Annotated in this window: 16 protein-coding genes and 1 pseudogene; 7 read left to right on the top strand and 10 right to left on the bottom strand. The window is 69.3% G+C overall.

The window, feature by feature from the left end; translation table 11 throughout:
- Window positions 1-96: 96 nt before the first annotated feature.
- Window positions 97-1,008, top strand: a complete 912-nt coding sequence (locus ACZ67T_RS27750) for a YceI family protein (RefSeq protein ID WP_469987699.1) — start codon at window positions 97-99, stop codon at window positions 1,006-1,008.
- Window positions 1,009-1,306: 298 nt separating this feature from the next.
- Here the strand turns inward: ACZ67T_RS27750 and ACZ67T_RS27745 are convergent, their stop codons facing one another.
- Window positions 1,307-1,747 (bottom strand): hypothetical protein, encoded by a 441-nt coding sequence (locus tag ACZ67T_RS27745; protein ID WP_382998584.1) that lies wholly within the window; start codon window positions 1,745-1,747, stop codon window positions 1,307-1,309.
- Window positions 1,748-1,777: 30 nt separating this feature from the next.
- Window positions 1,778-3,403 carry a restriction endonuclease fold toxin-2 domain-containing protein gene (locus ACZ67T_RS27740; protein WP_469987698.1) on the bottom strand — a complete coding sequence of 542 codons (1,626 nt, stop codon included), beginning with the start codon at window positions 3,401-3,403 and terminating at the stop codon, window positions 1,778-1,780.
- Window positions 3,404-3,734: 331 nt separating this feature from the next.
- On the opposite strand from ACZ67T_RS27740, the pseudogene ACZ67T_RS27735 reads away from it, so the two are divergent.
- A pseudogene (locus tag ACZ67T_RS27735) lies at window positions 3,735-3,878 on the top strand (YceI family protein); the annotation flags it as partial.
- Between the two features lie 17 nt (window positions 3,879-3,895).
- Here the strand turns inward: ACZ67T_RS27735 and ACZ67T_RS27730 are convergent.
- The 3 genes from ACZ67T_RS27730 to ACZ67T_RS27720 all read right to left on the bottom strand — a co-directional run bounded on the left by ACZ67T_RS27730 (window position 3,896) and on the right by ACZ67T_RS27720 (window position 6,732).
- Window positions 3,896-4,795, bottom strand: a complete 900-nt coding sequence (locus tag ACZ67T_RS27730; protein WP_469987697.1) for an NAD(+)/NADH kinase — start codon at window positions 4,793-4,795, stop codon at window positions 3,896-3,898.
- Window positions 4,792-5,802 carry an SPFH domain-containing protein gene (locus ACZ67T_RS27725; RefSeq protein WP_469987696.1) on the bottom strand — a complete coding sequence of 337 codons (1,011 nt, stop codon included), beginning with the start codon at window positions 5,800-5,802 and terminating at the stop codon, window positions 4,792-4,794. Before ACZ67T_RS27725 ends, ACZ67T_RS27730 begins: the two co-directional genes overlap by 4 nt.
- Window positions 5,803-5,919: 117 nt before the next feature.
- A complete protein-coding gene (locus ACZ67T_RS27720) occupies window positions 5,920-6,732 on the bottom strand; it encodes an SAM-dependent methyltransferase (protein ID WP_469987695.1) in 813 nt (270 codons plus the stop codon).
- A gap of 154 nt (window positions 6,733-6,886) precedes the next feature.
- Between ACZ67T_RS27720 and ACZ67T_RS27715 the strand changes: the two genes are divergently transcribed.
- The gene (locus tag ACZ67T_RS27715) at window positions 6,887-7,807 is read left to right on the top strand and encodes a GNAT family N-acetyltransferase (protein ID WP_469987694.1); all 921 of its coding nucleotides are present in this window, start codon (window positions 6,887-6,889) and stop codon (window positions 7,805-7,807) included.
- A gap of 167 nt (window positions 7,808-7,974) precedes the next feature.
- On the top strand, window positions 7,975-9,030 hold the full coding sequence (locus tag ACZ67T_RS27710) for a metallophosphoesterase family protein (protein ID WP_469987693.1): 1,056 nt from the start codon (window positions 7,975-7,977) through the stop codon (window positions 9,028-9,030).
- A 30-nt stretch (window positions 9,031-9,060) separates the two neighbouring features.
- Here the strand turns inward: ACZ67T_RS27710 and ACZ67T_RS27705 are convergent, their stop codons facing one another.
- A complete protein-coding gene (locus ACZ67T_RS27705) occupies window positions 9,061-9,825 on the bottom strand; it encodes a crotonase/enoyl-CoA hydratase family protein (protein ID WP_469987692.1) in 765 nt (254 codons plus the stop codon).
- A 136-nt stretch (window positions 9,826-9,961) separates the two neighbouring features.
- Between ACZ67T_RS27705 and ACZ67T_RS27700 the strand changes: the two genes are divergently transcribed.
- Window positions 9,962-11,845, top strand: coding sequence for an ABC transporter ATP-binding protein (locus ACZ67T_RS27700; protein WP_469987691.1), 1,884 nt, complete (start codon window positions 9,962-9,964; stop codon window positions 11,843-11,845).
- A 78-nt stretch (window positions 11,846-11,923) separates the two neighbouring features.
- Here the strand turns inward: ACZ67T_RS27700 and argG are convergent, their stop codons facing one another.
- A complete protein-coding gene (gene argG, locus ACZ67T_RS27695) occupies window positions 11,924-13,372 on the bottom strand; it encodes an argininosuccinate synthase (protein ID WP_469987690.1) in 1,449 nt (482 codons plus the stop codon).
- 27 nt (window positions 13,373-13,399) lie between these two features.
- Window positions 13,400-14,092, bottom strand: coding sequence for a dihydrofolate reductase family protein (locus tag ACZ67T_RS27690; RefSeq protein WP_469987689.1), 693 nt, complete (start codon window positions 14,090-14,092; stop codon window positions 13,400-13,402).
- A 342-nt stretch (window positions 14,093-14,434) separates the two neighbouring features.
- Here ACZ67T_RS27690 and ACZ67T_RS27685 point away from each other — a divergent pair, with 342 nt between their 5' ends.
- Complete coding sequence (locus ACZ67T_RS27685; protein ID WP_469987856.1) at window positions 14,435-15,754, top strand: MFS transporter; 1,320 nt, start codon at window positions 14,435-14,437, stop codon at window positions 15,752-15,754.
- A 58-nt stretch (window positions 15,755-15,812) separates the two neighbouring features.
- Here ACZ67T_RS27685 and ACZ67T_RS27680 read toward each other — a convergent pair whose 3' ends face one another.
- Both ACZ67T_RS27680 and ACZ67T_RS27675 read right to left on the bottom strand, forming a co-directional pair.
- Window positions 15,813-18,530 (bottom strand): molybdopterin-dependent oxidoreductase, encoded by a 2,718-nt coding sequence (locus tag ACZ67T_RS27680; protein WP_469987688.1) that lies wholly within the window; start codon window positions 18,528-18,530, stop codon window positions 15,813-15,815.
- Window positions 18,527-19,354: an FAD binding domain-containing protein gene (locus ACZ67T_RS27675; protein WP_469987687.1), complete on the bottom strand. Its 828-nt coding sequence runs from the start codon at window positions 19,352-19,354 to the stop codon at window positions 18,527-18,529. The genes ACZ67T_RS27680 and ACZ67T_RS27675 overlap by 4 nt, the downstream gene beginning before the upstream one ends.
- A 101-nt stretch (window positions 19,355-19,455) precedes the next feature.
- Between ACZ67T_RS27675 and ACZ67T_RS27670 the strand changes: the two genes are divergently transcribed.
- Window positions 19,456-20,421, top strand: coding sequence for an antibiotic biosynthesis monooxygenase (locus ACZ67T_RS27670; RefSeq protein WP_469987686.1), 966 nt, complete (start codon window positions 19,456-19,458; stop codon window positions 20,419-20,421).
- Window positions 20,422-20,599: the final 178 nt, after the last annotated feature.

Raw genomic sequence — 20,599 nt, 5'->3', positions numbered from 1 at the left:
ACCCTTAGCGCCCTTGATCAGCGGAGATCGCAGACATGGGATCGTATGTGCGAGCCCGCTGCGGAGGTTCTGCGGCCGATTCGGAAGGTGATCTGCATGCCCCTCGCGCTGTTCAGGAGGAGCCGGTCCGGACGCGACCCGCGCGGGGCAGGACTGGTGCACCCCGTGCCGGAAGGCGCCGGCGCCTTCCACTGCGAGGTGGCCGACCCCATGGGGCAGCCGATGTCGGGGGCGGACGTCACCGTGACGCGGGTCGGCGACGGCCGCGTCGTGGCGAAGGTGGTCAGCGACCCGTACGGCCTCGTCTTCCTCACGCTGCCGCCCGGCCGGTACGGCGTCATGATCGCGGCCGACGGGCTCCAGCCCCACCAGCAGACGCTCGACGTCGTCGCCGGTGAGACGCTCCCCCTGACCTCGGTGCAGCTGCACATGGGGCGCCCGCCGGAGCTGCCGCAGCCCGGCACCTGGCTGTTCGACCCGCCGCACACCGCGATCCGGTTCATCGCCAAGCACGTCGGCATGGCCCACGTCCACGGCCGGTTCACCCGCTTCGACGGCGGCATCCAGGTCGCGAACGACATGGCCGACTCGCGGGTGGAGGTGCGGATCGACGCGGCGAGCATCACGACCGGCAACAAGACCCGGGACAACCACCTGCGTTCGGCCGACTTCCTCGATGTCGAGCGCTACCCGTACATCCACTTCTCGTCCGACCGCTTCCTGTACCGCGGCGGCACCAAGTGGACGATCCAGGGCGCGCTGACCATGCACGGCGTCAGCCGCACCGTGGAGCTGGACACCGGCTATCTCGGCATGGTCAACGGCGGCTACGCGGAGGAGCTGCGCTGCGCGGCCCTCGCCACGGCCGAACTCCACCGGGAGGACTACACGTTGGACTGGCGAAGCATGCTGGCCCGGGGCATCGCGGTGGTCGGTCCCACGGTGAAGCTGGAGCTCGACGTCCAGGCGATGTACCACAGCCACGACACACCGACGCCGCCGGAGTAGTCGCCAGACCTGCGGCGCTTTCGAGAGTCATGGAGCGGCATGCGGCCACCCTCACCGCTCCATGTCCCTCACTCGGGAGCGCTCTCGATGGCTCAGCCCCGAGATCGAAGCCGGAGATTCACACCCACGGAGAGAATCTGGGGAGGTCTTCTGCGAATCGGTTCCGGTCTCGAACCAGGCATCCATCGCCGCCCTGCCGCGGCCGTCAGGCCCGGGAATCATGTGCGCGTAGATCCGGAGTGTGATCGACGGATCCGCGTGTCCCGGCCACTTCGAGCGCAACCGCTTCCGCGACCGATCAGCCCTCCACGACATGGATGTGCTGCTTGAGTTCGTCCGCGATCCGTCCTCGGTCACCAGTGGCTGGCACTCGCCAGTCGGAGTCAATGCCCCGTTCGAAGGCGGCTTCCGTCGTGAAGCGGACGAGGTCCGGGCTCGGAACGTAGGCGTCGCGAAGCCAGGCGATAAAGGTGGCAGCCTCATCGACGGAAGCGTCGGCGATCAAGACCGTGTCGCGCGCCTCGGTCTTGGCGAAGCCGGTGATTTCGATGCCGGAATCGGTTACCGCCGAGAATGAAAGGCGTACCTCGCCCTCGTCGTTTTGCCGGGTCTGATAGCCGACCTCAGGGAATCCCTCCCTGAGGGCCTCACTGAACGTGCCCAGGTCAAGAGCCCACCCTTGTGGGTTCTTGGCAGGAGCGTAGAGGAGGAAGGTGGTCTGGTACTCGTCGATGTTCACCGGTTTTCATCTTCCTGTTGAAGCGGCGTGTCAGGGAACGTAACGTGCCGTTCCCTTTACTTGGTTGCCTGCCATGAGGGTCTGCCAGTACGACGCCGAGTCCTGATCATTCGTGACGATCTCCAAGCCGCGAATCTGCTTGTGCTCCTTCATCGCGTCCCTGTAGTCGACGAGTTCGTCGTCGTCCTTCTCCTTGAAGATCTTCTCCCTGTTCCACTGCTTCTTGCCCTGAGCGTTGTACGTGTCTTCGAGGTTGTCCAGCGTCTCTGGCTTGCGCCAGCAATTCTTACTGTCCTTGTCCTTGACGTACTTAGCGTCGATCATGTAGCCGTCCGTCGGGCGCATTCCGTCGGCAGCGATAGCGCCCTTGCGCGATCCCGACGGAAGGGAGATCTTCCGTTCGGGATAGCCGGCAGTCCGCAGCTGATACGCGTTCTCCGGGATCGTTGGGTCCGTTCCAGCGCCGGCGAAACCATGCGGCGGCAAGCCGTTCACGAATGACGTGAACTGGTTTCGTTCACCCACGCTGAGGAGCTGGGTAGTGCCAGGAGTCGGAGGGATCGGAGGCACCCAGCCGACGTTCGGATCCGTAGGCCGATACACGGCCGGAACGATCCCCGGCGCACCACTGTTGTAGGAGGCCAGGACCAAAGGCACCGGTGCCGGCACGGGCAGGGGGATGAACAGCGAGAAGGGCAGACCGGGTCGGCTGCCCGATCCGCGGGGGAGCTTCACCCGCTTCTCCGCACTGTCCAGAGCGTGTGCGACGTCGCCGAGCCGATGAATCCATGGGTCGTTGAGGACGGCGTCTTTGAGGCCACCGTCGTCGCCATTGCCCCCGAACATCGGCGAGTCCCAAGGGGCGTCGACGTGGAAGAGGTCCAGCTTGTGCTGCTGGATCTTCAGCTTCGCGTCATCGACATGAACCGCGTAGCGGTCGCATGCCTTGGCCAGCTGATGACATGCGGCCACAAGGTTCGCGACGAGAGCCTCATCTTGCTGCGCATTGTCGGGCGGTGAGGCGAACCCGACAAACCCTGCAAAGTATTTCCGGAACGAGTCCGCAGCCTCTCCGGAGTGCGCCTTGTCGGCGGTGTGCGCGCAAGCTTGGGCATCTTCCAGGATGCGCAGCATCAGCTTCCCGCCCGCACGCCACGATCCGGCCACGTCTCGAAGCTTCTCCGGGGAGCCACGGAACCGGTCACTCATGCCCCCCGGAGCGTATTGGTCCCAAGCCGAGGTCTCACCGATGACCTCTTCCAGCTCCTGCCCCCGACCGAGGAAACTCTCCTCGCAGTCCTCATAGGGATCGCCCATGCTGTCGGTCAAGTCGACCTGCTTGCCCAGAATCTTCGAGGCGATCTCGCTCTCTTTGGCCATGAACTCCCGTGCTGTGTGCATCAGACCCCGGCCGGTCTCGCTCATCACCAGAGTGCTGAAGCCCATCTTGTCCAGCGTCGTAGAGGCGGCCGACTTGTAGACCTTGGCGAACTCGTGGCCGGCATCATCATCGCCTGCCATGCCCTTCTGCCGGGCCAGTTCATGGAACAGGGCGATGGTCGCACCCCGCAGTCCGGGCATCACGTGCTTGACCATCATCATTGAGGCTTTGATCATGCCGCTGCTGATCAGTTGCAAGTCAGCGGGCATCCCCATGGTCGATCTCCTCCCCGATTGCGAACGCAGGATCTTCGCTACTCCGTTCTATCCCATCAAGATCCAACGTTTCCAGGCGGCATCAGGCCAGCAGGAGTCACCCTCTGGCCTCAGGGGAGGCGCGGGCTGTCGAACACCGTCCGCCACCCAGGAGCGAAGAAGGAGACGACCGCTGTCGGAACCCTCTGCCCCGTCGAAGAGATCCGTGCCAGTCGCGTCTGTGTCCTCGCCCGGTCTTCCTTGGCGAAGTATCCCCAAGTAATCCGAGCCAAAAGACCAGGCCAGAGGCGATTCCATAGTCCTCGCCCCCACCTCCTTGCAGACCAGCACCACGGCCGAACTCCACCGGGAGGACTACACGTTGGACTGGCGGAGCATGCTGGCCCGGGGCATCCCGGTGGTCGGTCCCACGGTGAAGCTGGAGCTCGACGTCCAGGCGATGTACCACAGCCACGACACACCGACGCCGGAGTAGTCACCGCGCCGGAGGGCTCACGTCACCAGCCGCAGCCGTTCCTTCGCCCCTCCCACGCACACTGTCTGACCCCAGGTCAGTTCGAGTGCGTCGCTCTCCACGCCGTCGCCGAAGGCCACCAGGCGGTCGGACTCGACCGTGACGCGCAGCCGCTCGCCGGGACCGAGGGAGCCCTCCACGTGGGACGTGCCGGTGGCGGGCGAGGGCCAGGCCTCCCGTACGAACCAGAGCAGCCGGGGCTCCGCCGGGCCCGGCAGTGGAAGTGTGCTCGCGTGCTGCTGCCACAGTGAACGCAGCCAGCCGGTGGCGCCGGTCCCGGTGCCGACCAGGACACCCGATGAGGCCTGGGCCTCGGGTGCGTGTGTGTCGTCGTCGGGGCCGATCCGGTAGCGCGCCGTCTGGTGCGAGGGCGGGCCGAGGCAGATCTCGTTGAGCGCGAGCAGCCGCTGAGTGTCGTCGGCGACGGCCTCCACCATGGTGAGTTCGTCGACGGTGGCACGGCCCGAGACGGCCGCCGGAAGCAGCTTCGCCGCGTCGGCCACGCGGTGGCGCACCAGCACCCCCGGATTGCGCCCCGGTTCCGCGTCGATGCCGAGGACCGGCTGGCCCGAAAGGTACTTGGCGGCATTGGCGACCAGACCGTCCTGCCCGACGACGACCACCACGTCCTCCGGGCCGAAGAGGAACCGGTCCAGATCCGCCCGCTCGACACGGGACCTGCGCCACGACAGCGGCACGGCCGCCGCGACCTCCGCGAGCGCGCGCATCGTACGGTGATGGCGCTCGGCCACCTCCTCGACGGAGCGCCCGCGCGAGGAGAGGAAGAAGGCGGCCTGACCGTGCGTGCCGTGCCGGGCCAGCAACTCCTCGTACTCCGTGGTCCGGTGGACGAGTACCGCGCGTGGCGCGAGCGTCACGACCGCTCACCCCGGTCGTGGCCCAGCCGTGCGAGCAGGCCCGTGAGCACATCGGGGGAGAGGGTCAGGTTCTCGATCCGCGGCACGTTCTGCGCCAGCTGTGTGGCGGCAAGGGCGTGCAACGTCGCGGCGTCCACCTCCGAGTGGACCCGCAGCCATGCCTCCTGCGCGTGTGCCCGCGCCTCACCGACCGCGCGTGCGGCCTCCGCCTCGCCGCCCGCCAGACGCACCGCGCGCGAGGACTCCGCCTCGGCGCGTACCGCGTCGGCCGCCGCGTTCTCCTCGGCCTCGCGCCGTGCGTTCGTGCCCCGCTGCTCCACCAACTGCTCTTCCTGCCGGGCCAGTTCGATGCGGCTGCCCAGCTCGTTCTCGGCGATGGCGCGCTCCCGCTCGACCGCCACCGCGCGCCGCTCGTACGTCGCCCGGTCGGCCTCCTGCTGGATCCGCTCCCTGGCCGGCGTCCGCAGCGCCCGCTCCACCTCGGGCTCGGGGCGCAGTGCCACGACGCGCACGGTGACGACCTCCACGCCGGTCGCGGGCAGCCGGGGCTCCGCGGCGAGACCCGCCGCGACCCGTTCGCGCACCGCCGTCACGCCGTCGGCGAGGACCTCGGCGAGCGGGGTGCGCGCCAGGACGTCCAGCGCGTGCTGCTGCGCCGTCTCCGTGAGCAGCGCGGACAGCTGCTCCAGGGGCGTGCCGCGCCAGGCGCCGGTGTCCGGGTCGAGCGAGAAGTCGAGCCGCGCGGCGGCGAGCGCGGGATCGCTGATCCGGTACGTCACCGAGGCCTGCACGGCGACGTCCTGGAAGTCGGCGGTCCGCGCGTGGAACGTGACCGCCAACTCCCGGTCGTCCACGGGCACTTCGGACAGCGCCGCACTCAGCGCCCGGAACCAGAAGCTCAGGCCCGTGCCGTCGTGGGCGAGCGCGCCGCGCTTGTGGTGACGGATGTGCGCGGTGGGCGCGGAGCGCAAGTGGTGCAGTCCGAAACGGCGCTTGATGTCGGCCATGACAGGAACCCCCTGGTCGTTTTCGTCATGGCGACGATATGGCGTGCCTTGAATATAGTCAAGGTGACCATAAAGATGCGGGGGTGAATCCGAGGGTTCTCGGGGTCCGGCCGAGGGTTACGGCTTGCGCGCCACCCCCGCGTACAGCGGCACCGGAGAACCGTCCCTGATCTCGTCCACGCCGAGGTCCGCATGCCAGTCCGGCAGCCACACGATCCCGGGTTCCAGCAGGTCGAGCCCGTCGAAGAAGCGGCTCATCTCCTCACGCGAGCGCGGCACGAGCGTCACCCCGCCCGCCGCGTACATCGCCACGGCCTCGCGCGTCCGCTCCGGATCGAAGTCGCCGGCGAGCTGCGACAGGACCAGATGGCTTCCCGACGGCAGCGCGCCCACCAGGGTGCGCACGAGGTCGTGGGCGCCGTCCGAGTCCGGGACGAAATGGAGCAGCGCGATGAGCGACAGCGTCACCGGGCGGTCGAACTCCAGTGTGCTCGCGGCGAGTTCAAGAATCTTCTCCGGCTCCCGCACGTCCGCCGAGAGGTACTCGGTGCTGCCCTGCGGAGTACCGCGCAGGAGCGCCCCCGCATGGGCGAGCACGATCGGGTCGTTGTCCACGTACACGACACGGGCGTCGGGCGCGACGCCCTGGGCGATGCGGTGGAGGTTGGGCTCGGTGGGAATGCCGCTGCCGATGTCCAGGAACTGGCGCGCCCCGGCCGCCCCGGCGAGATGCCGCGTGGCGCGCTGCATGAACCAACGGTTGTGCTGGGCCGCGTACTTGGCCTGCGGTTCGAGGGCCACGATCTGCCGGCCGAGCTCCTCGTCGACCGGGTAGTTGTCCTTGCCGCCCAGGAACCAGTCGTAGACGCGCGCGGGATGCGGCCTGCTGGTGTCGATCCGGTCGGCGGGCGGCGGCGTGCTCTCTCCCATGCGACAACTCCCTTGTGAAGAGGCTCGGCTGGGTCAGGTGTCCGATCATCGTGCCTCAGTGGTCGCGACGGAGGGAGGTGATCGGGAAGGATGGGCCCGGCACGGATCGAGGCGGCGGGCCAGGAGCGCGCCGCGCAGGAACGGAGAGGCGACGATGACGCGACCGGACCCCCACACCTCCGGCAACCACCCGACCGCAGGCACCCCCGAGGTGCCCGAGCGGCTCGACATCACCCGGGCCACGCTCGACGACTGGTCCGTCATCAGCGGCTGGGCGGCGGAAGAAGGCTGGAACCCGGGCCTCGCCGACGCCCGCAGCTTCTTCGCCCAGGACCCCGACGGCTTCTTCATCGGCCGGGTCGACGGCGAGCCCGTCTCCGCGATCTCCGTGGTCAACTACGGCGACGACTACGCCTTCCTCGGCTTCTATCTCGTACGGCCCGACCTGCGCGGCCGCGGCTACGGCATCGCCACCTGGAAGGCGGGCCTCGCGCACGCGGGCAGCAGGACGGTCGGCCTCGACGGCGTCCCCGCGCAGCAGGACAACTACCGCAAGTCCGGCTTCGAGCTGGTGCACACGACCGTCCGTTACGCAGGTGTACCGCAGGCCCCGCACCCGGCCGAAGGCGACCCCGGACCCGGCACCGTCATCCCCGTCGCCGAGGCGGGCGGCCTGAAGGCCATTGCCCTGTACGACAGCGCCTGTTACCCGGCGGAGCGCCCCCGCTTCCTCGCCGCCTGGCTCGCCGGTGACGGCCACCGCGCCCTCGCCCGCGTCGTCGACGGCCGCGTCACGGGCTACGGCGTCATCCGTCCGGGCCGCGATGCCTTCCGCGTCGGCCCGCTGTTCGCGGACACCCCGCAGGACGCCCGCGCGCTGTTCGACGCCCTGCTCGCCACGGTCGGCCGGGCCCCGGTCGCCGTGGACGTGCCCGAATCCAACCCCGCCGCCGTGGCACTCGCCGAGGCGTACGGCCTGACCCCCGGGTTCGCCACGGCCCGCATGTACACCGGTCCTGTCCGGCCGTTCGCCCAGGAAAGGATCTTCGGCATCACCACCCTCGAACTGGGTTAGAGGGCGCCAGGACACATCGGACGCGGGGATATCTCGAAAAGGTAACTGGGCTAGACCAGTCTTAAGGAGTCGGTCACCTCCGGTACGTCGTCAGGCCATCACGACCCGTAACGCTCAAGGCGACCAATCACCCGTACACGGGGGCAGTCGCTTTGGAGGACACACCGATGGATCGCAGATCGTTCATGGCCACGACGGGGCGCGCGACGCTCGCGGGCGGCGCGCTCGCCGCGACCGGCTCCCTGGTCCCGGCTCCCGCGGCCGCCGCCGCACCCGCCGCCGAGCCCGCGGCCCAGCGCCACGACGACGGCGGAACGGTGCGGTTCAACATCATCAGCGACATCCAGGGCGACCTGACGGACTTCGGCAAGGCGCTCGACGACCTGCACTCGGTCAACCCCCGCAGCGCGGGCCTCGGTATAGCCGGTGACATCACCCCGCGCGGCTACGACTTCGAGTACGCGGCCGTCCGGCAGACCCTGGACAAGCACCCGCACCCCGAGAACGTGGCGTGGGCCATCGGCAACCACGAGTTCTATGTGCCGAAGTACAGCGACCCGAGCACCCTCGCCCAGGCGACCTGGCCCAACGGCACCACCGAGGACTCACTGTTCCGCAGCTTCTACAAGTTCGCGGAGCGGGGCCAGGTCTACTCGGAGACCTCGTTCGGCGGCGTACCGGTCCTCAGCCTCGGCACCGAGCGCTACTCCCACTACCACGACGCGAAGCTGTGGGACGAGGTGTGGATCAGCGACGAGCAGTTCGCGTGGCTGGAGGACCGGCTCGCCCACTGGGCGCGCCGCCGCCGTCCCGTCATGGTCCTGACCCACCACCCGCTGCCCAACACGGTGTCGGGCACGCACAACAAGCTGTACATGAGCGACTACTTGCAGCCCGACCGGCTCCTGTCGATCCTGGGCCGCCACAAGGACGTGTTCCTGTTCTCCGGGCACACCCACTGGGACCTCAACCTGTCCGACTGGGTGGTGCGCCGCGTCGTCCCCGGCACCGGCAACCTCGAAGGGTTCACCGTCGTCAACACCGCCGCCGTGCAGGTCGGCTGGATGGACGACGGCAAGGGCGGCGAGGTCTCGCTCGGCGGCGCCTTCAACCAGGGCCTCCAGGTCGAGGTGGGCCCGCGCTCGGTCGTCATCAAGGCGCGTGACTTCACCACCGGCACCTGGCTGAAGCAGCTGACGGTGCCGCTGCACACTTCCGCCTGATCCGTCGCCGGGGGCGGGCGCGGTGACGGGTCACATGTCGGTGAACGACCCGTGCCGCCCCGCCCCCGACGCGAACCGCGCGGCCCCCTTCAGGCTCTCCTCCAATACGGCTGTCCCGTACCGCAGTTCACCCGCCATGGCCGCCTCCTCGCCCTGCCCCGCCTGGTCGAGCACGGAGGCGCGGTCGCCGCGCAGGCAGGCCTGGGGGAAGCCCGCGATCTGTTCCGCGAGTTCCTCCGCCTCGGCGCGCGCCCGGCCGGGCGGCACGAGGCGGTTGGCCAGCCCCATCCCGTACGCCTCCGGGGCGGGCACCGGACGGCCCGTGAGGATCAGGTCCATGGCGCGGCTCTCGCCGATGAGCCGGGGCAGGCGCACCGTGCCGCCGTCGATGAGGGGCACGCCCCAGCGCCGGCAGAACACCCCGAAGACGGCGTCCTCCTCGGCGACCCGCAGATCGCACCAGAGCGCCAGTTCGAGGCCACCGGCCACCGCGTGCCCGCTCACGGCGGCGATCACCGGCTTGGACAGCCGCAGCCGGGTCGGGCCCATCGGCCCGTCGCCCTCCTCGGCGACCCGGTTGCCGCGCTCCGTGCCGATGGCCTTGAGGTCGGCGCCCGCGCAGAACGTGCCGCCCTCGCCCCAGAGCACCGCGACGCGGGCGGACGCGTCGGCGTCGAACTCCTTGAAGGCGGCGGCCAGTTCGGCGGCCGTGGGCCCGTCGACCGCGTTGCGGGCCTCGGGGCGGGACAGTACGACCGTGGTGACATGCCCTCGGCGCTCGACGCGGACCGGCATCCGAACCCTCCTGAGTGATCGTCGCTGAGTTGATGTTCAGCGTGGCACGCCGGCCGCGCCCCTCCCAGGGGCCGTCCACCCCGAATTGGGGTATCCCGTTGACCTCAAGCTTGCTTGAGGTCTTACCGTCTACTCCATGAGCATGGAGACCACGGCGTGGACGCAGCTGCACAGCGTCATGAACGCCCAGCAGGACACCCGACCCTTCGCCCCCGCCACCCTGCGCCGCATCGGCGCCTTCGCGCGTCCGCACCGGCGCCGGATCGCGCAGTTCGTCGTCCTGAGCGTGGTCACCGCGCTGACCGCCGTGGCGACCCCGGTCCTCGCCGGGCACGTCGTCAACACCATCGTCGCCGGCGAGGACGAGGGCACCGTCATCCGCCTCGCTCTCCTCATCGCCGTGATCGCGCTCGCGGAGGCGGGTCTCGGCCTCGTCTCCCGATGGCTCTCGGCCAACCTCGGCGAGGGCCTGATCCTCGACCTGCGCACGGCCGTCTTCGACCATGTGCAGCGCATGCCCGTCGCCTTCTTCACCCGGACGCGCACCGGCGCCCTCGTCAGCCGCCTCAACAACGATGTGATCGGCGCGCAGAGAGCGTTCAGCAACACGCTCTCCGGCGTGGTCGGCAACGTCGTGACCCTGCTCCTCACCCTCGCCGTCATGCTCACACTGTCCTGGCAGATCACGCTCCTCGCGCTGGTCCTCCTGCCGGTGTTCGTGGTGCCCGCGCGGCGCATGGGTACGCGGATGGCCCGGCTCCAGCGCGAGGCGGCCGCACACAACGCGGCGATGGGGACCCGGATGACCGAGCGGTTCTCGGCGCCCGGCGCCACGCTGATCAAGCTGTTCGGCCGGCCCGGCGACGAGTCCGCCGAGTTCGCCGCCCGCGCAAGCCGCGTACGGGACATCGGCGTCCGTACGGCCATGGCGCAGTCCGCGTTCATCACCGCGCTCACTCTCGTCTCGGCTCTCGCTCTCGCGCTCGTCTACGGCCTGGGCGGCTACTTCGCCATCGAGGGCACCCTCGACGCGGGCGCCGTCGTCTCCCTCGCCCTGCTCCTCACCCGCCTCTACGCGCCGCTGACCTCCCTGGCCGGGGCCCGCGTCGAGGTCATGAGCGCGCTCGTCAGCTTCGAGCGCGTCTTCGAGGTGCTCGACCTCAAGCCGCTGATCGACGAGAAGCCGGACGCCCGGGAGGTGCCCGAGGGGCCGGTCGCCGTGGAGTTCGAGGACGTCCGCTTCGGCTATCCGTCCGCCGACAAGGTCTCCCTCGCCTCCCTCGAAGAGGTCGCCTCGCTCGACACCCGCGGGGGCGCCGAGGTCCTGCACGGCATCTCGTTCCGCGCCGAGCCCGGCCAGACCGTCGCCCTCGTCGGCACCTCCGGCGCCGGCAAGTCGACCGTCGCCCAGCTCATGCCCCGCCTCTACGACACCGACGAGGGCGCCGTACGCATCGGCGGGGTCGACGTCCGCGACCTGACCGCCGTATCCCTGCGCGAGACCCTCGGCATGGTCACCCAGGACGGCCACCTCTTCCACGACACCGTCCGCGCCAACCTCCTCCTGGCCAGGCCCGGAGCGAGCGAGGACGACCTGTGGGACGTGCTGCGCCGCTCGCGCCTGGAGGACCTGGTCCACTCCCTGCCCGACGGCCTCGACACCGTCGTCGGCGAGCGCGGCTACCGGCTCTCCGGCGGCGAGCGCCAGCGGATGACGATCGCCCGCCTCCTCCTCGCCCGGCAGCGCGTCGTCATCCTCGACGAGGCGACCGCCCACCTGGACAACACGTCCGAGGCGGCCGTGCAGGAAGCCCTCGCCGAGGCGCTCGAAGGCCGTACCGCCGTCGTGATCGCCCACCGTCTGTCCACGATCAGGTCCGCCGACCAGATCCTGGTGGTCGAGGGCGGCCACATCGTGGAGCGCGGCACCCATGAGTCGCTCCTCGCGGAGGAGGGCCGGTACGCGGAGCTGTATCGCACACAGTTCGCGAACCCGGCGGACGTGGTGGAAGCCGCGTAGAGGCCTGGAAAGAGAGCGAGGAGGAGGGGTGGCCGCAGCGGCCACCCCTCCTCCTCGCTTGTGCCCTGCCCGTCGGTGCTAGTCGGTGCCGGACTCCATCGCGGCGCGGTCCAGGAGCTCGTCGTCCTCGGTGACCTCGCCACGGGAGGCGATGACCTCGGCGCCGCCCTCCGGCATCGCGCCGATCAGGCCGGTCGCCGCCGCCTGCGCGGCGCCGATCAGCTCGGGGTGCGTCGTGCCGACGATGCCGAGGCCCGCGTACTGCTCGAGGCGGGCGCGCGAGTCGGCGATGTCGAGGTTGCGCATGGTGAGCTGGCCGATCCGGTCCACCGGGCCGAACGCCGAGTCCTCGGTCCGCTCCATCGACAGCTTGTCCGGGTGGTAGCTGAACGCCGGGCCGGTGGTGTTGAGGATCGAGTAGTCCTCACCGCGGCGCAGCCGCAGCGTCACCTCGCCGGTGACGGCCGAGCCGACCCAGCGCTGGAGCGACTCGCGGACCATCAGGGCCTGCGGGTCCAGCCAGCGGCCCTCGTACATGAGCCGCCCGAGGCGCCGACCCTCGTTGTGGTACTGGGCGAGGGTGTCCTCGTTGTGGATCGCGTTCACGAGACGCTCGTACGCGGCGTGCAGCAGCGCCATGCCCGGGGCCTCGTAGATGCCGCGGCTCTTCGCCTCGATGATCCGGTTCTCGATCTGGTCGGACATGCCCATGCCGTGGCGGCCGCCGATCGCGTTCGCCTCCATGACCAGGTCGACGGCGGAGGCGAACGCCTTGCCGTTGATCGTCACCGGGCGGCCCTGCTCGAAGCCGATCGTCACGTCCTCGGCGGCGATCTCCACCGACGGGTCCCAGAACCGCACGCCCATGATCGGCTGAACGGTCTCCACACCGGTGTCGAGGTGCTCCAGCGTCTTCGCCTCGTGGGTGGCGCCCCAGATGTTGGCGTCGGTCGAGTACGCCTTCTCGGTGCTGTCGCGGTACGGCAGGTCGTGGGAGACCAGCCACTCCGACATCTCCTTGCGGCCGCCCAGCTCCGTCACGAAGTCGGCGTCGAGCCACGGCTTGTAGATGCGCAGGTGGGGGTTGGCCAGCAGGCCGTAACGGTAGAACCGCTCGATGTCGTTGCCCTTGAACGTCGAGCCGTCGCCCCAGATCTGGACGTTGTCCTCGAGCATCGCCCGTACCAGCAGGGTGCCGGTGACGGCGCGGCCCAGCGGCGTCGTGTTGAAGTAGGCGCGGCCGCCCGAGCGGATGTGGAACGCGCCGCACGCGAGCGCGGCCAGGCCCTCCTCCACCAGTGCCGCACGGCAGTCGACCAGGCGCGCGATCTCGGCACCGTAGGTCTTGGCACGGCCGGGCACCGACGCGATGTCGGGCTCGTCGTACTGGCCGATGTCGGCGGTGTAGGTGCACGGGACGGCACCCTTGTCGCGCATCCACGCGACCGCGACGGAGGTGTCGAGGCCGCCCGAGAAGGCGATGCCGACGCGCTCGCCGGCGGGAAGGGAGGTGAGAACCTTAGACATAGGAAGAGTATGCATCCCAAAGAATGATTATGCAAAGGGGGAGTCTCCCTTTGTGACGCCGTCTTCTGTGACGCCTCTTTCATCGTGACCGCGGAGGCGGCGCGGCGCACCGCGGGCGACCCCGGTTCGGGCCGCGTGTCCCCGGGCGTCCCGGACGATCCCGTACGTGAGCGCCGCGAGGCCGTCGCCGACGGTACGGGTGTCGAGGAGGCTCAGCGACAGCTCGGTGCCCGTCTCGCCGAAGAGGCGCTCGCCCGCCCCCAGCACGACCGGGTGGACGATCAGCCGCAGCTCGTCGGCCAGACCGTGGTCGAGCAGGGTGCGCACGAGCCGGCGGCGGGCATAGACGACGATGTCCCCGTCCAGCTCCTGCTTCAGCTTCGAGACCGCGGCGACCACCTCGCCGTCGAGGACTGTCGAATTGTTCCACTCGGGGTCGACGAGGGTCGAGGACACCACGTACTTGGGCAGGGCGTTGAGCCGCTCCGCCCACGCGCCGCTCCGCGATGGCCACCGGGCCGCGAACCACTCGTAGGTCCGCCGCCCGAGCAGCAGCGCCTGCGTGCCCAGCGCCTCGTCGAACTCGACCTTGGTCCACTCGATCCGGTCCTTGTCCGCCATCCGGTCGAACCAGCCCCCGCGCCTGAAGCCCTCCTCGCCGGTCGGGTCCTGGACGACCCCGTCGAGCGAGACGTTCTCGCTGATCACGATTTTTCCCATGTCGCTCTCCTTAGGTACGGGCTAGTGTCGGGGCGGCGAGCAACCCAGGAGGAGTGAGAGATGCCCGGTCGTACGCGCACGCTGTGACGCCGTAGGCCGTGATCGGCCCGTCATCGCGTGCTGCCCCTGTCGTGTGGCACAGCGAGCTCTCTCCTGCCCGAACCGTCGGTGCGCCCACTGCGCGCCCGGTGGCGGGCCTCGTCGTCTGCACTGCAAGGGATCCCTGTGCCCTCCGCATCCTCTGGTTCGTCTGCGTCCTCTGGTTCCTCTGATTTCTCCCGTTTCTCCGCGGGATCTGCTTCCTCCGCCGGATCCGCCTCCGGCCGATCTGCTTCCCCAAGCCTGTGGCGGGACCGCGACTTCCGCCGACTCTGGGTGGGCCAGACGGTCTCCCAACTCGGCGAACACACAACTCTGGTGGTTCTGCCGCTCTGCGCCGTCCTGACGCTCGACGCCGGCGCCGGTGAGCTCGGCGTCCTGCGCGCGGTGGGGCAGGCGCCGATCCTGCTGCTCTCGCTCCTGGCCGGCGCGTGGGTGGACCGGTGGCGGACCCGCACGGTGATGGTCCTGGCCGACATGGGCCGGGCCCTGGCTCTGGGCGCCGCCGCCGCGGCAGGGCTCTTCGGCGCTCTCGGCCTGCCCGCGCTGCTCGTGACCGCCTTCGCCGTCGGGGCACTCTCCGTGTTCTTCGACGTGGCCTACCAGGCGTCTCTCGTACGGCTCGTAGAACGCGATCAGCTCGTGCGGGGCAACAGCGCCCTGGAGGGCAGCCGCTCCGCCGCCCAGATCGCCGGCCCCGCACTCGGAGGGGCGCTGATCTCACTCCTGTCGGCATCGATCGCTGCCGCATCCGGCGCTCTCTTCTTCGCGCTGTCGTTCCTGTCGATCCGACGGATCCGCCGCGGCGAGTCGATCCCGGAGCCCACGCAAGAGCGCTCACAGCGTCATCCGGAGGTCACGCGGGACCTCTCGCAGCCTCTCCAGGAGCCCACGCGACCGTCCTCCCAACGCCTCCCGCGGGTCTGGCGGCGGATCGGCGAGGGCCTCCGCTTCGTCGTCACGGACACCTCACTGCGGGCCGTGTGCCTCGCCTCGGCCGCCTTCCAGTTCTCGCTGGCGGCGACGATGACCGTCTATCTGCTCTTCCTGCCACGGGAACTGCACCTGTCCGGCACGGAGGTCGGTCTGGCGCTCGCGGCCACGGGGCCGGGCGCGCTCCTCGGCTCGCTGCTGGCAGCCCGTCTGCCGGGCCGGTTCGGGCACGGCGTCGTGCTCGTGGCCGCGGCGGCCCTCGGCGACGGCGCGTTCCTGGTCGTGCCCGCGCTGCACGGCTCCCGTGCGGGAACGGTTCTCGTCCTCGTCGCGGTCAGCCTCGTGTTCGGGACCTTCGGCCAGCTGGTGAACGTCACGGTGATGGGCGTCCGGCAGGCCCTGACCCCGGACGGCATGCAGGGCCGGGCGGCGGCGACCATCACGTTCGTCGGCATGGGCCTGACCCCGCTCGGCTCCCTGCTCGGCGGTTTCCTCGCGGACGTGTGGGGGCTACGCCTCGGCCTCGCGGTGACGGCGGCGGGGATGCTGCTGTCCCCGTTGCTGATGGCGCTGTCCCCGCTGGCGCGCCTGGGACGGACGCTTCCAGCCCGCCGACTTCTTGTGGACTGAAGCTGCTGCCGGGTTTCCATGGGCGGGGTGCTGACCCGGTTCCTGGATGAGGGCGGGCTCAGGCCGTCCGTATCGACCGGTTCTCCATGAGCCGGCTGTAGATGCGCTCCGGCGTCAGGGGCAGTGCGCGGTAGCGGACGCCGGTGGCGTCGTGGAGGGCGTTCGCCAGTGCGGGGGCCACCGGGTTGATGCAGCATTCCGCCATCCCCTTCGACCCCATGGGCCCGAAGGAATCCGCCGACTTCACCAGGAGCAGTTCCGTGCGCGGGACGTCGGCGTAGGTGGGGATCCGGTAGTTGCGGAGGTTCGGGTTGGCCATGGCTCCGCCCGCATCGACCTGGTAGTTCTCGGTGAGCGCGAAGCCGATGCCCTGGGCCACCCCGCCCTCCACCTGACCCCGGACCTGCGCCGGGTTGATGACGACGGCCGCGTCGGTGGCCTGAACGCTGTAGAGGATGCGGATCTCGCCCGTCACCTGGTGCACCGCGATCTTGAATCCCTGCGTGTTGGACACGACGCTTCGGGGCGATCCGTACGCCTTGCGTGCGGCGGTGAACCGGATTCCGCGCGCGCGGGCCAGCGCGACGAGTTCGCCCAGCGCCACGTGCTGGTCCCCGCAGACGACCTCCCCGTCGCCCAACGAGCACATGACCACGTGGACCCCCGTGTGCGCGGCCGCGAATTCGAGGATGCGGTCGCGTACGGCGTTGGCCGCGCGGAGGACGGCGTTGCCCGCCACGAAGAGTCCGGCGCTCGCGAAGGCGCCGGTGTCGAATCCCGTGCGGTCAGTGTCCGACTGCACGAGGCGGATGCGCGAAGGCGTCGTCCCCAGTTGGTTGGCCGCGATCTGGACGTGCGCGGTCGACGTGCCCTCGCCGAACTCGACCGTGCCGACGGCCAGTTCGTACACGAGGTCGTCGCCGAGCGTGACCCAGGCCTCGGAGAGGTGCTCGGTCGGGGGCGCGGTCTCGTGCAGGGAACTCGCGACCCCGGACCCCATGAGCCAACCGGAGCCGGGCGGCGGCTCGTTGACGGCGCGGGCCATGGCGTGTTCCACGAGATCGATGCACTTGCCGAGCCCGTCCTCGTTGAACATCACGTCGTCGGGGCCGTCGTGCAGGGCGATGAGCGGATCGCCCGGCCGCACGATGTTGCGGCGTCGCAGTTCGAGCGGGTCGAGGTGCAGGGAGCGGGCCAGTTCGTCCATCGCCGACTCCACGGCGAACGCCGGCTGCGTCATCCCGTAGCCGCGCAGCGCCCCGCTCGGCACGGTGTTGGTGTAGACGGAGAACGCGTCGTACTTCTTGTTGGGGCAGCGGTAGATCATGACGGCGGCGCCGCCCGCGTACAGGGTCTCGCCGCCGTGGTTTCCGTACGCGCCCGTGTTCGACACATTGCGGACCTGGAACGCCGTGAGCGTGCCGTCCGCCTTCGCGCCGAGCCTGACCGTCAGCTTCATCGGGTGCCTGGGCGAAGCCGTCGTGAACTCCTCCTCGCGGGTGTACTCGAAGCAGACGGGACGGCCGGTGTCCAGGGCGGCGAGCGCCGCCAGATCCTCCGAGATCACTTCCTGCTTGCCGCCGAAGCCGCCGCCGACCCGCTTGCAGAACACGCGGACCTCGTCCGGGCGCAGCGCGAAGAGATGCGCGAGCTTGACCTTCGCGATCGACGGCGACTGTGAACTGGTACGCACGGTCAACCGGCCGTTCTCCACCCAGGCGATGGAGCCGTGCGTTTCGAGATGGGCATGCTGCACGCGGGGTGACGAGTACGTCCCTTCGTGGATCACGTCGGCCTCGGCGAACCCCGCGTCGACATCGCCGATGTGCGCATGCATCTCCAGCAGGATGTTGTGGGCGGAATCGCGGACGAACGGGTCGTCCGTACTGTGCAGTTGGGGAGCTCCGTCGGCCATGGCGGCCTCGGGGTCGAACACCGCCGGGAGCTCCTCGTACTCCACCTCGATCCTTCGGCAGCCCTCCTCCGCCGCGCCGACCGTGTCGGCCACGACCGCGGCGACGCGCTGGCCCACGAAGCGGACCGTGTCGTCGAGGATGTACGTGTCGTCCGGATCGACGAGGTGGTCGGTGTGGATCGCCGTGGAGAACCGCCGGCGCGGCACGTCCTCCCAGGTGTAGACGCGGTGCACGCCCGGCACCGCCAGGGCGGCGGTCTTGTCGATCGACACGATCCGTGCGTGCGCGTGCGGCGAGTGCAGCACTTTGAGGTGCAGCAGCCCTTCGATATCGGTGTCCATCGTGAACTCGGCGCGCCCGGTCACCACGTCGTTGCCCGCAGGGGCGGCGACGCTCGTCCCGACGGCCTTTCCGGGCGCGGCGGTCTCGACGCCGACGACGCCCTTCACGGCGTCCTCGATGGCCCGGTAGCCGGTGCAGCGGCAGAGGTTGCCCTTCAGCGCGCGGGGCAGGTCCGCCTTCTGGTCCTCGGTGAGGGTCGCCGAGGTCATGATCATCCCCGCGGTGCAGAAACCGCACTGGAACCCCGGTGCGTCACGGAACTGCCGCTGCACGGGATGCAGTCGACCTGGCTCTCCAATCCCCTCGATGGTGGTCACCTCACGGCACTGTGCGCGGAATGCGGGGGTGATGCAGCTGTGCACCGGATTGCCGTCCAGCCACACCGTGCACGCGCCGCAATCGCCCGCGTCGCAGCCCTTTTTGACGCCGAAGTGCCCGAGCGACCGCAGGAAGGTCCGCAGGCACTGGCCGGGGCCCGGCTCCTCGTCGAAAGTCCTGCCGTTCACGACGTACGTCATGGCAGGCCTCCGGCCGACAGTTCACGACGGATCTCTTCGGCGAAGTGCTTCGTCAGATGGCGGCGGTGATCCGGGGTCCCATTGGCATCCGCGAACCAGAGGCCGGCGGGGAGGGCGTCGATGCTCCGCCGCAGGGTCGAGGCATCGGGCACGGCGTCGAAAGCCAGGCGCACCGGCCGTGTCGTGCCGGCGGTGACGGTGAGCAACAGGTCGCTCGTGCCCGGTGTTTGCGTACCGACGAGGAAGACCGTCGAGCGGCCGAGGCGGGTCAGCGTGAAGCGGCGGTGCGCGGCGCGTTTTCTCAGGGCCTGGGTCGGAATGTCGATGCGCCGCAGGATTTCCCCGGGGGCGAGAACGTTCTGATGGTCGCCGGTCACGAAGTCCAGGGCATCGACGGTGCGTGTGGACCCGTCGGGAGCCCACAGTTCGTACCGTCCCTCCAGCGCGACCGTCAGCGTGATCATGGGTCCGGCAGGCAGGGACAGACAGATATTTCCGCCGACGGTCGCAGAATTCCATACCTTGAACGAGGAGAGAAAGGCTTCGCAGCTTTTTGCGAAAAGAGCGCCCGCAATCCATTCGTCCGGAAAGTCAAAGGAATGGAGATCGCGAATGGTGCACGTGGCGCCGATCTCGAGTCCCGCGTGACTCGGGACGAGGGGATCCCAGCGGAGCGCCGTCAGGTCGACCAGTCGGCGCAGGCTCGGCTGCTCCACGGAGAACAGCCACGTACCACCGGCAAGCCACGCATCGCCTTCGCGCCAGTCCACGCCGGGCCGGTCGAGCGGGCGCCGGACGACTTCCGTGATGGTGTTGAGGTCCATAGGAGACTGACCTCTCGCGCGGTGATCGTGCGACGGACATCCCCCGAGCATCGTGAGAATTCAGGTGTCGTCGAAAATCCCTGTGAACTAGACTACGCCGTATGGGTATCCGTGCAAGCGGCAGTGCGACCGTCGTGACCACCCAGAAGGTGAGGGACGGTCTCGACGAGGAGTACGACCGCTGGCAGGAGAAGGTGAATAGGGTTGTCCGGGAATTCGACGGATTCGAGGGAACGGAAACCTATCCACCCGGATCCGGCGAGGATCACGAATGGGTCGTCCTGTTCCGCTTCTCCGGTACGGACCAGCTCACCGCATGGCTGGACTCGACCGCCCGCCGGGAGTTGCTCGCGGAAGGCAGCGCCCTGCTGGATGGCACCCCGACCCAGGAAGTCCTCGCGGGCGGCCACGTCGAGGAGCCCGACCGGGTGGAGGGGGTCACGGCCGTCATCTCGCACGACGTACGGCCGGGCAGGGAAGAGGAATTCGAGCACTGGCAGGAAAAGGTCCTGAAGGAGCAGGAGAAATACCCGGGCTTCATGGGGACCGAATTCTTCCGGCCCGTCGAGGGAATCCAGGACCATTGGGTGGTCGTTTTCCGGTACGACACCCGGGAACACCTGGACGCCTGGCTGGACTCCAGCCGCAGGGAGCAGCTCCTGGAGGAAGGGCGCAACTACTTCGTGTCCTACGACGTGCGCAAGGTGGGGACGGCGTTCGGCGGCTGGTTCCGGTTCGGCCCGGACGAGGGCGAGGAGGTCCCACCCAACTGGAAACAGGCCATGACCGTCGTGCTGGCGCTCTATCCCACCGTCATGGTCCTGAATCTGACCGTGGGTCATGAATTCGACGTCCTGGGCGTCCCCGGATACCTCGGCCTGTTCTTCAGCAACATACTGAGCGTCAGCATTCTGACCTGGCTGCTCATGCCCCTCGTGAACCGCGCCCTGGCCTTCTGGCTCCGGCCCGGCCGGACCCGCACCGTACGCGTCGACGTGGCGGGCGCCGCACTCGTGGCTTTGTGCTGGGCCCTGACCATTCTCGTCTTCGCCCTGACGACGGGCTGACGCCCGCGTCCCTTCCCGCGGACAGGGCCGGGGTGCGGCCTGCCACGCTGACCCGGCGCTGCCACGCCCATCCGGTGATCTCCTTGCCGAAGATGTTCCGGGCGGTGATCCACTTCTGGGTCTGCGTCGTCAGAAGACGCCGATTCCCCCGGCCGGCAAAGCGAGGCCCGACGTCCTG

The sequence above is a fragment of the Streptomyces sp. NPDC107517 genome, from assembly GCF_055582645.1.
Note: the sequence above shows the minus strand (reverse complement) of the source record. Positions and strands in the feature narration are given on the sequence as shown.

Excerpts from the sequence above, each read along its gene's own strand:
- ACZ67T_RS27715 (WP_469987694.1), top strand. The coding sequence starts at position 6,887 with ATGACGCGACCGGACCCCCACACCTCCGGCAACCACCCGACCGCAGGC.
- ACZ67T_RS27675 (WP_469987687.1), bottom strand. The coding sequence starts at position 19,354 with ATGGACCTCAACACCATCACGGAAGTCGTCCGGCGCCCGCTCGACCGG.
- ACZ67T_RS27680 (WP_469987688.1), bottom strand. The coding sequence starts at position 18,530 with ATGACGTACGTCGTGAACGGCAGGACTTTCGACGAGGAGCCGGGCCCC.
- ACZ67T_RS27725 (WP_469987696.1), bottom strand. The coding sequence starts at position 5,802 with ATGGCCGACATCAAGCGCCGTTTCGGACTGCACCACTTGCGCTCCGCG.
- ACZ67T_RS27740 (WP_469987698.1), bottom strand. The coding sequence starts at position 3,403 with ATGGGGATGCCCGCTGACTTGCAACTGATCAGCAGCGGCATGATCAAA.
- ACZ67T_RS27720 (WP_469987695.1), bottom strand. The coding sequence starts at position 6,732 with ATGGGAGAGAGCACGCCGCCGCCCGCCGACCGGATCGACACCAGCAGG.
- ACZ67T_RS27700 (WP_469987691.1), top strand. The coding sequence starts at position 9,962 with ATGAGCATGGAGACCACGGCGTGGACGCAGCTGCACAGCGTCATGAAC.
- argG (WP_469987690.1), bottom strand. The coding sequence starts at position 13,372 with ATGTCTAAGGTTCTCACCTCCCTTCCCGCCGGCGAGCGCGTCGGCATC.
- ACZ67T_RS27750 (WP_469987699.1), top strand. The coding sequence starts at position 97 with ATGCCCCTCGCGCTGTTCAGGAGGAGCCGGTCCGGACGCGACCCGCGC.
- ACZ67T_RS27705 (WP_469987692.1), bottom strand. The coding sequence starts at position 9,825 with ATGCCGGTCCGCGTCGAGCGCCGAGGGCATGTCACCACGGTCGTACTG.
- ACZ67T_RS27670 (WP_469987686.1), top strand. The coding sequence starts at position 19,456 with ATGGGTATCCGTGCAAGCGGCAGTGCGACCGTCGTGACCACCCAGAAG.
- ACZ67T_RS27690 (WP_469987689.1), bottom strand. The coding sequence starts at position 14,092 with ATGGGAAAAATCGTGATCAGCGAGAACGTCTCGCTCGACGGGGTCGTC.
- ACZ67T_RS27710 (WP_469987693.1), top strand. The coding sequence starts at position 7,975 with ATGGATCGCAGATCGTTCATGGCCACGACGGGGCGCGCGACGCTCGCG.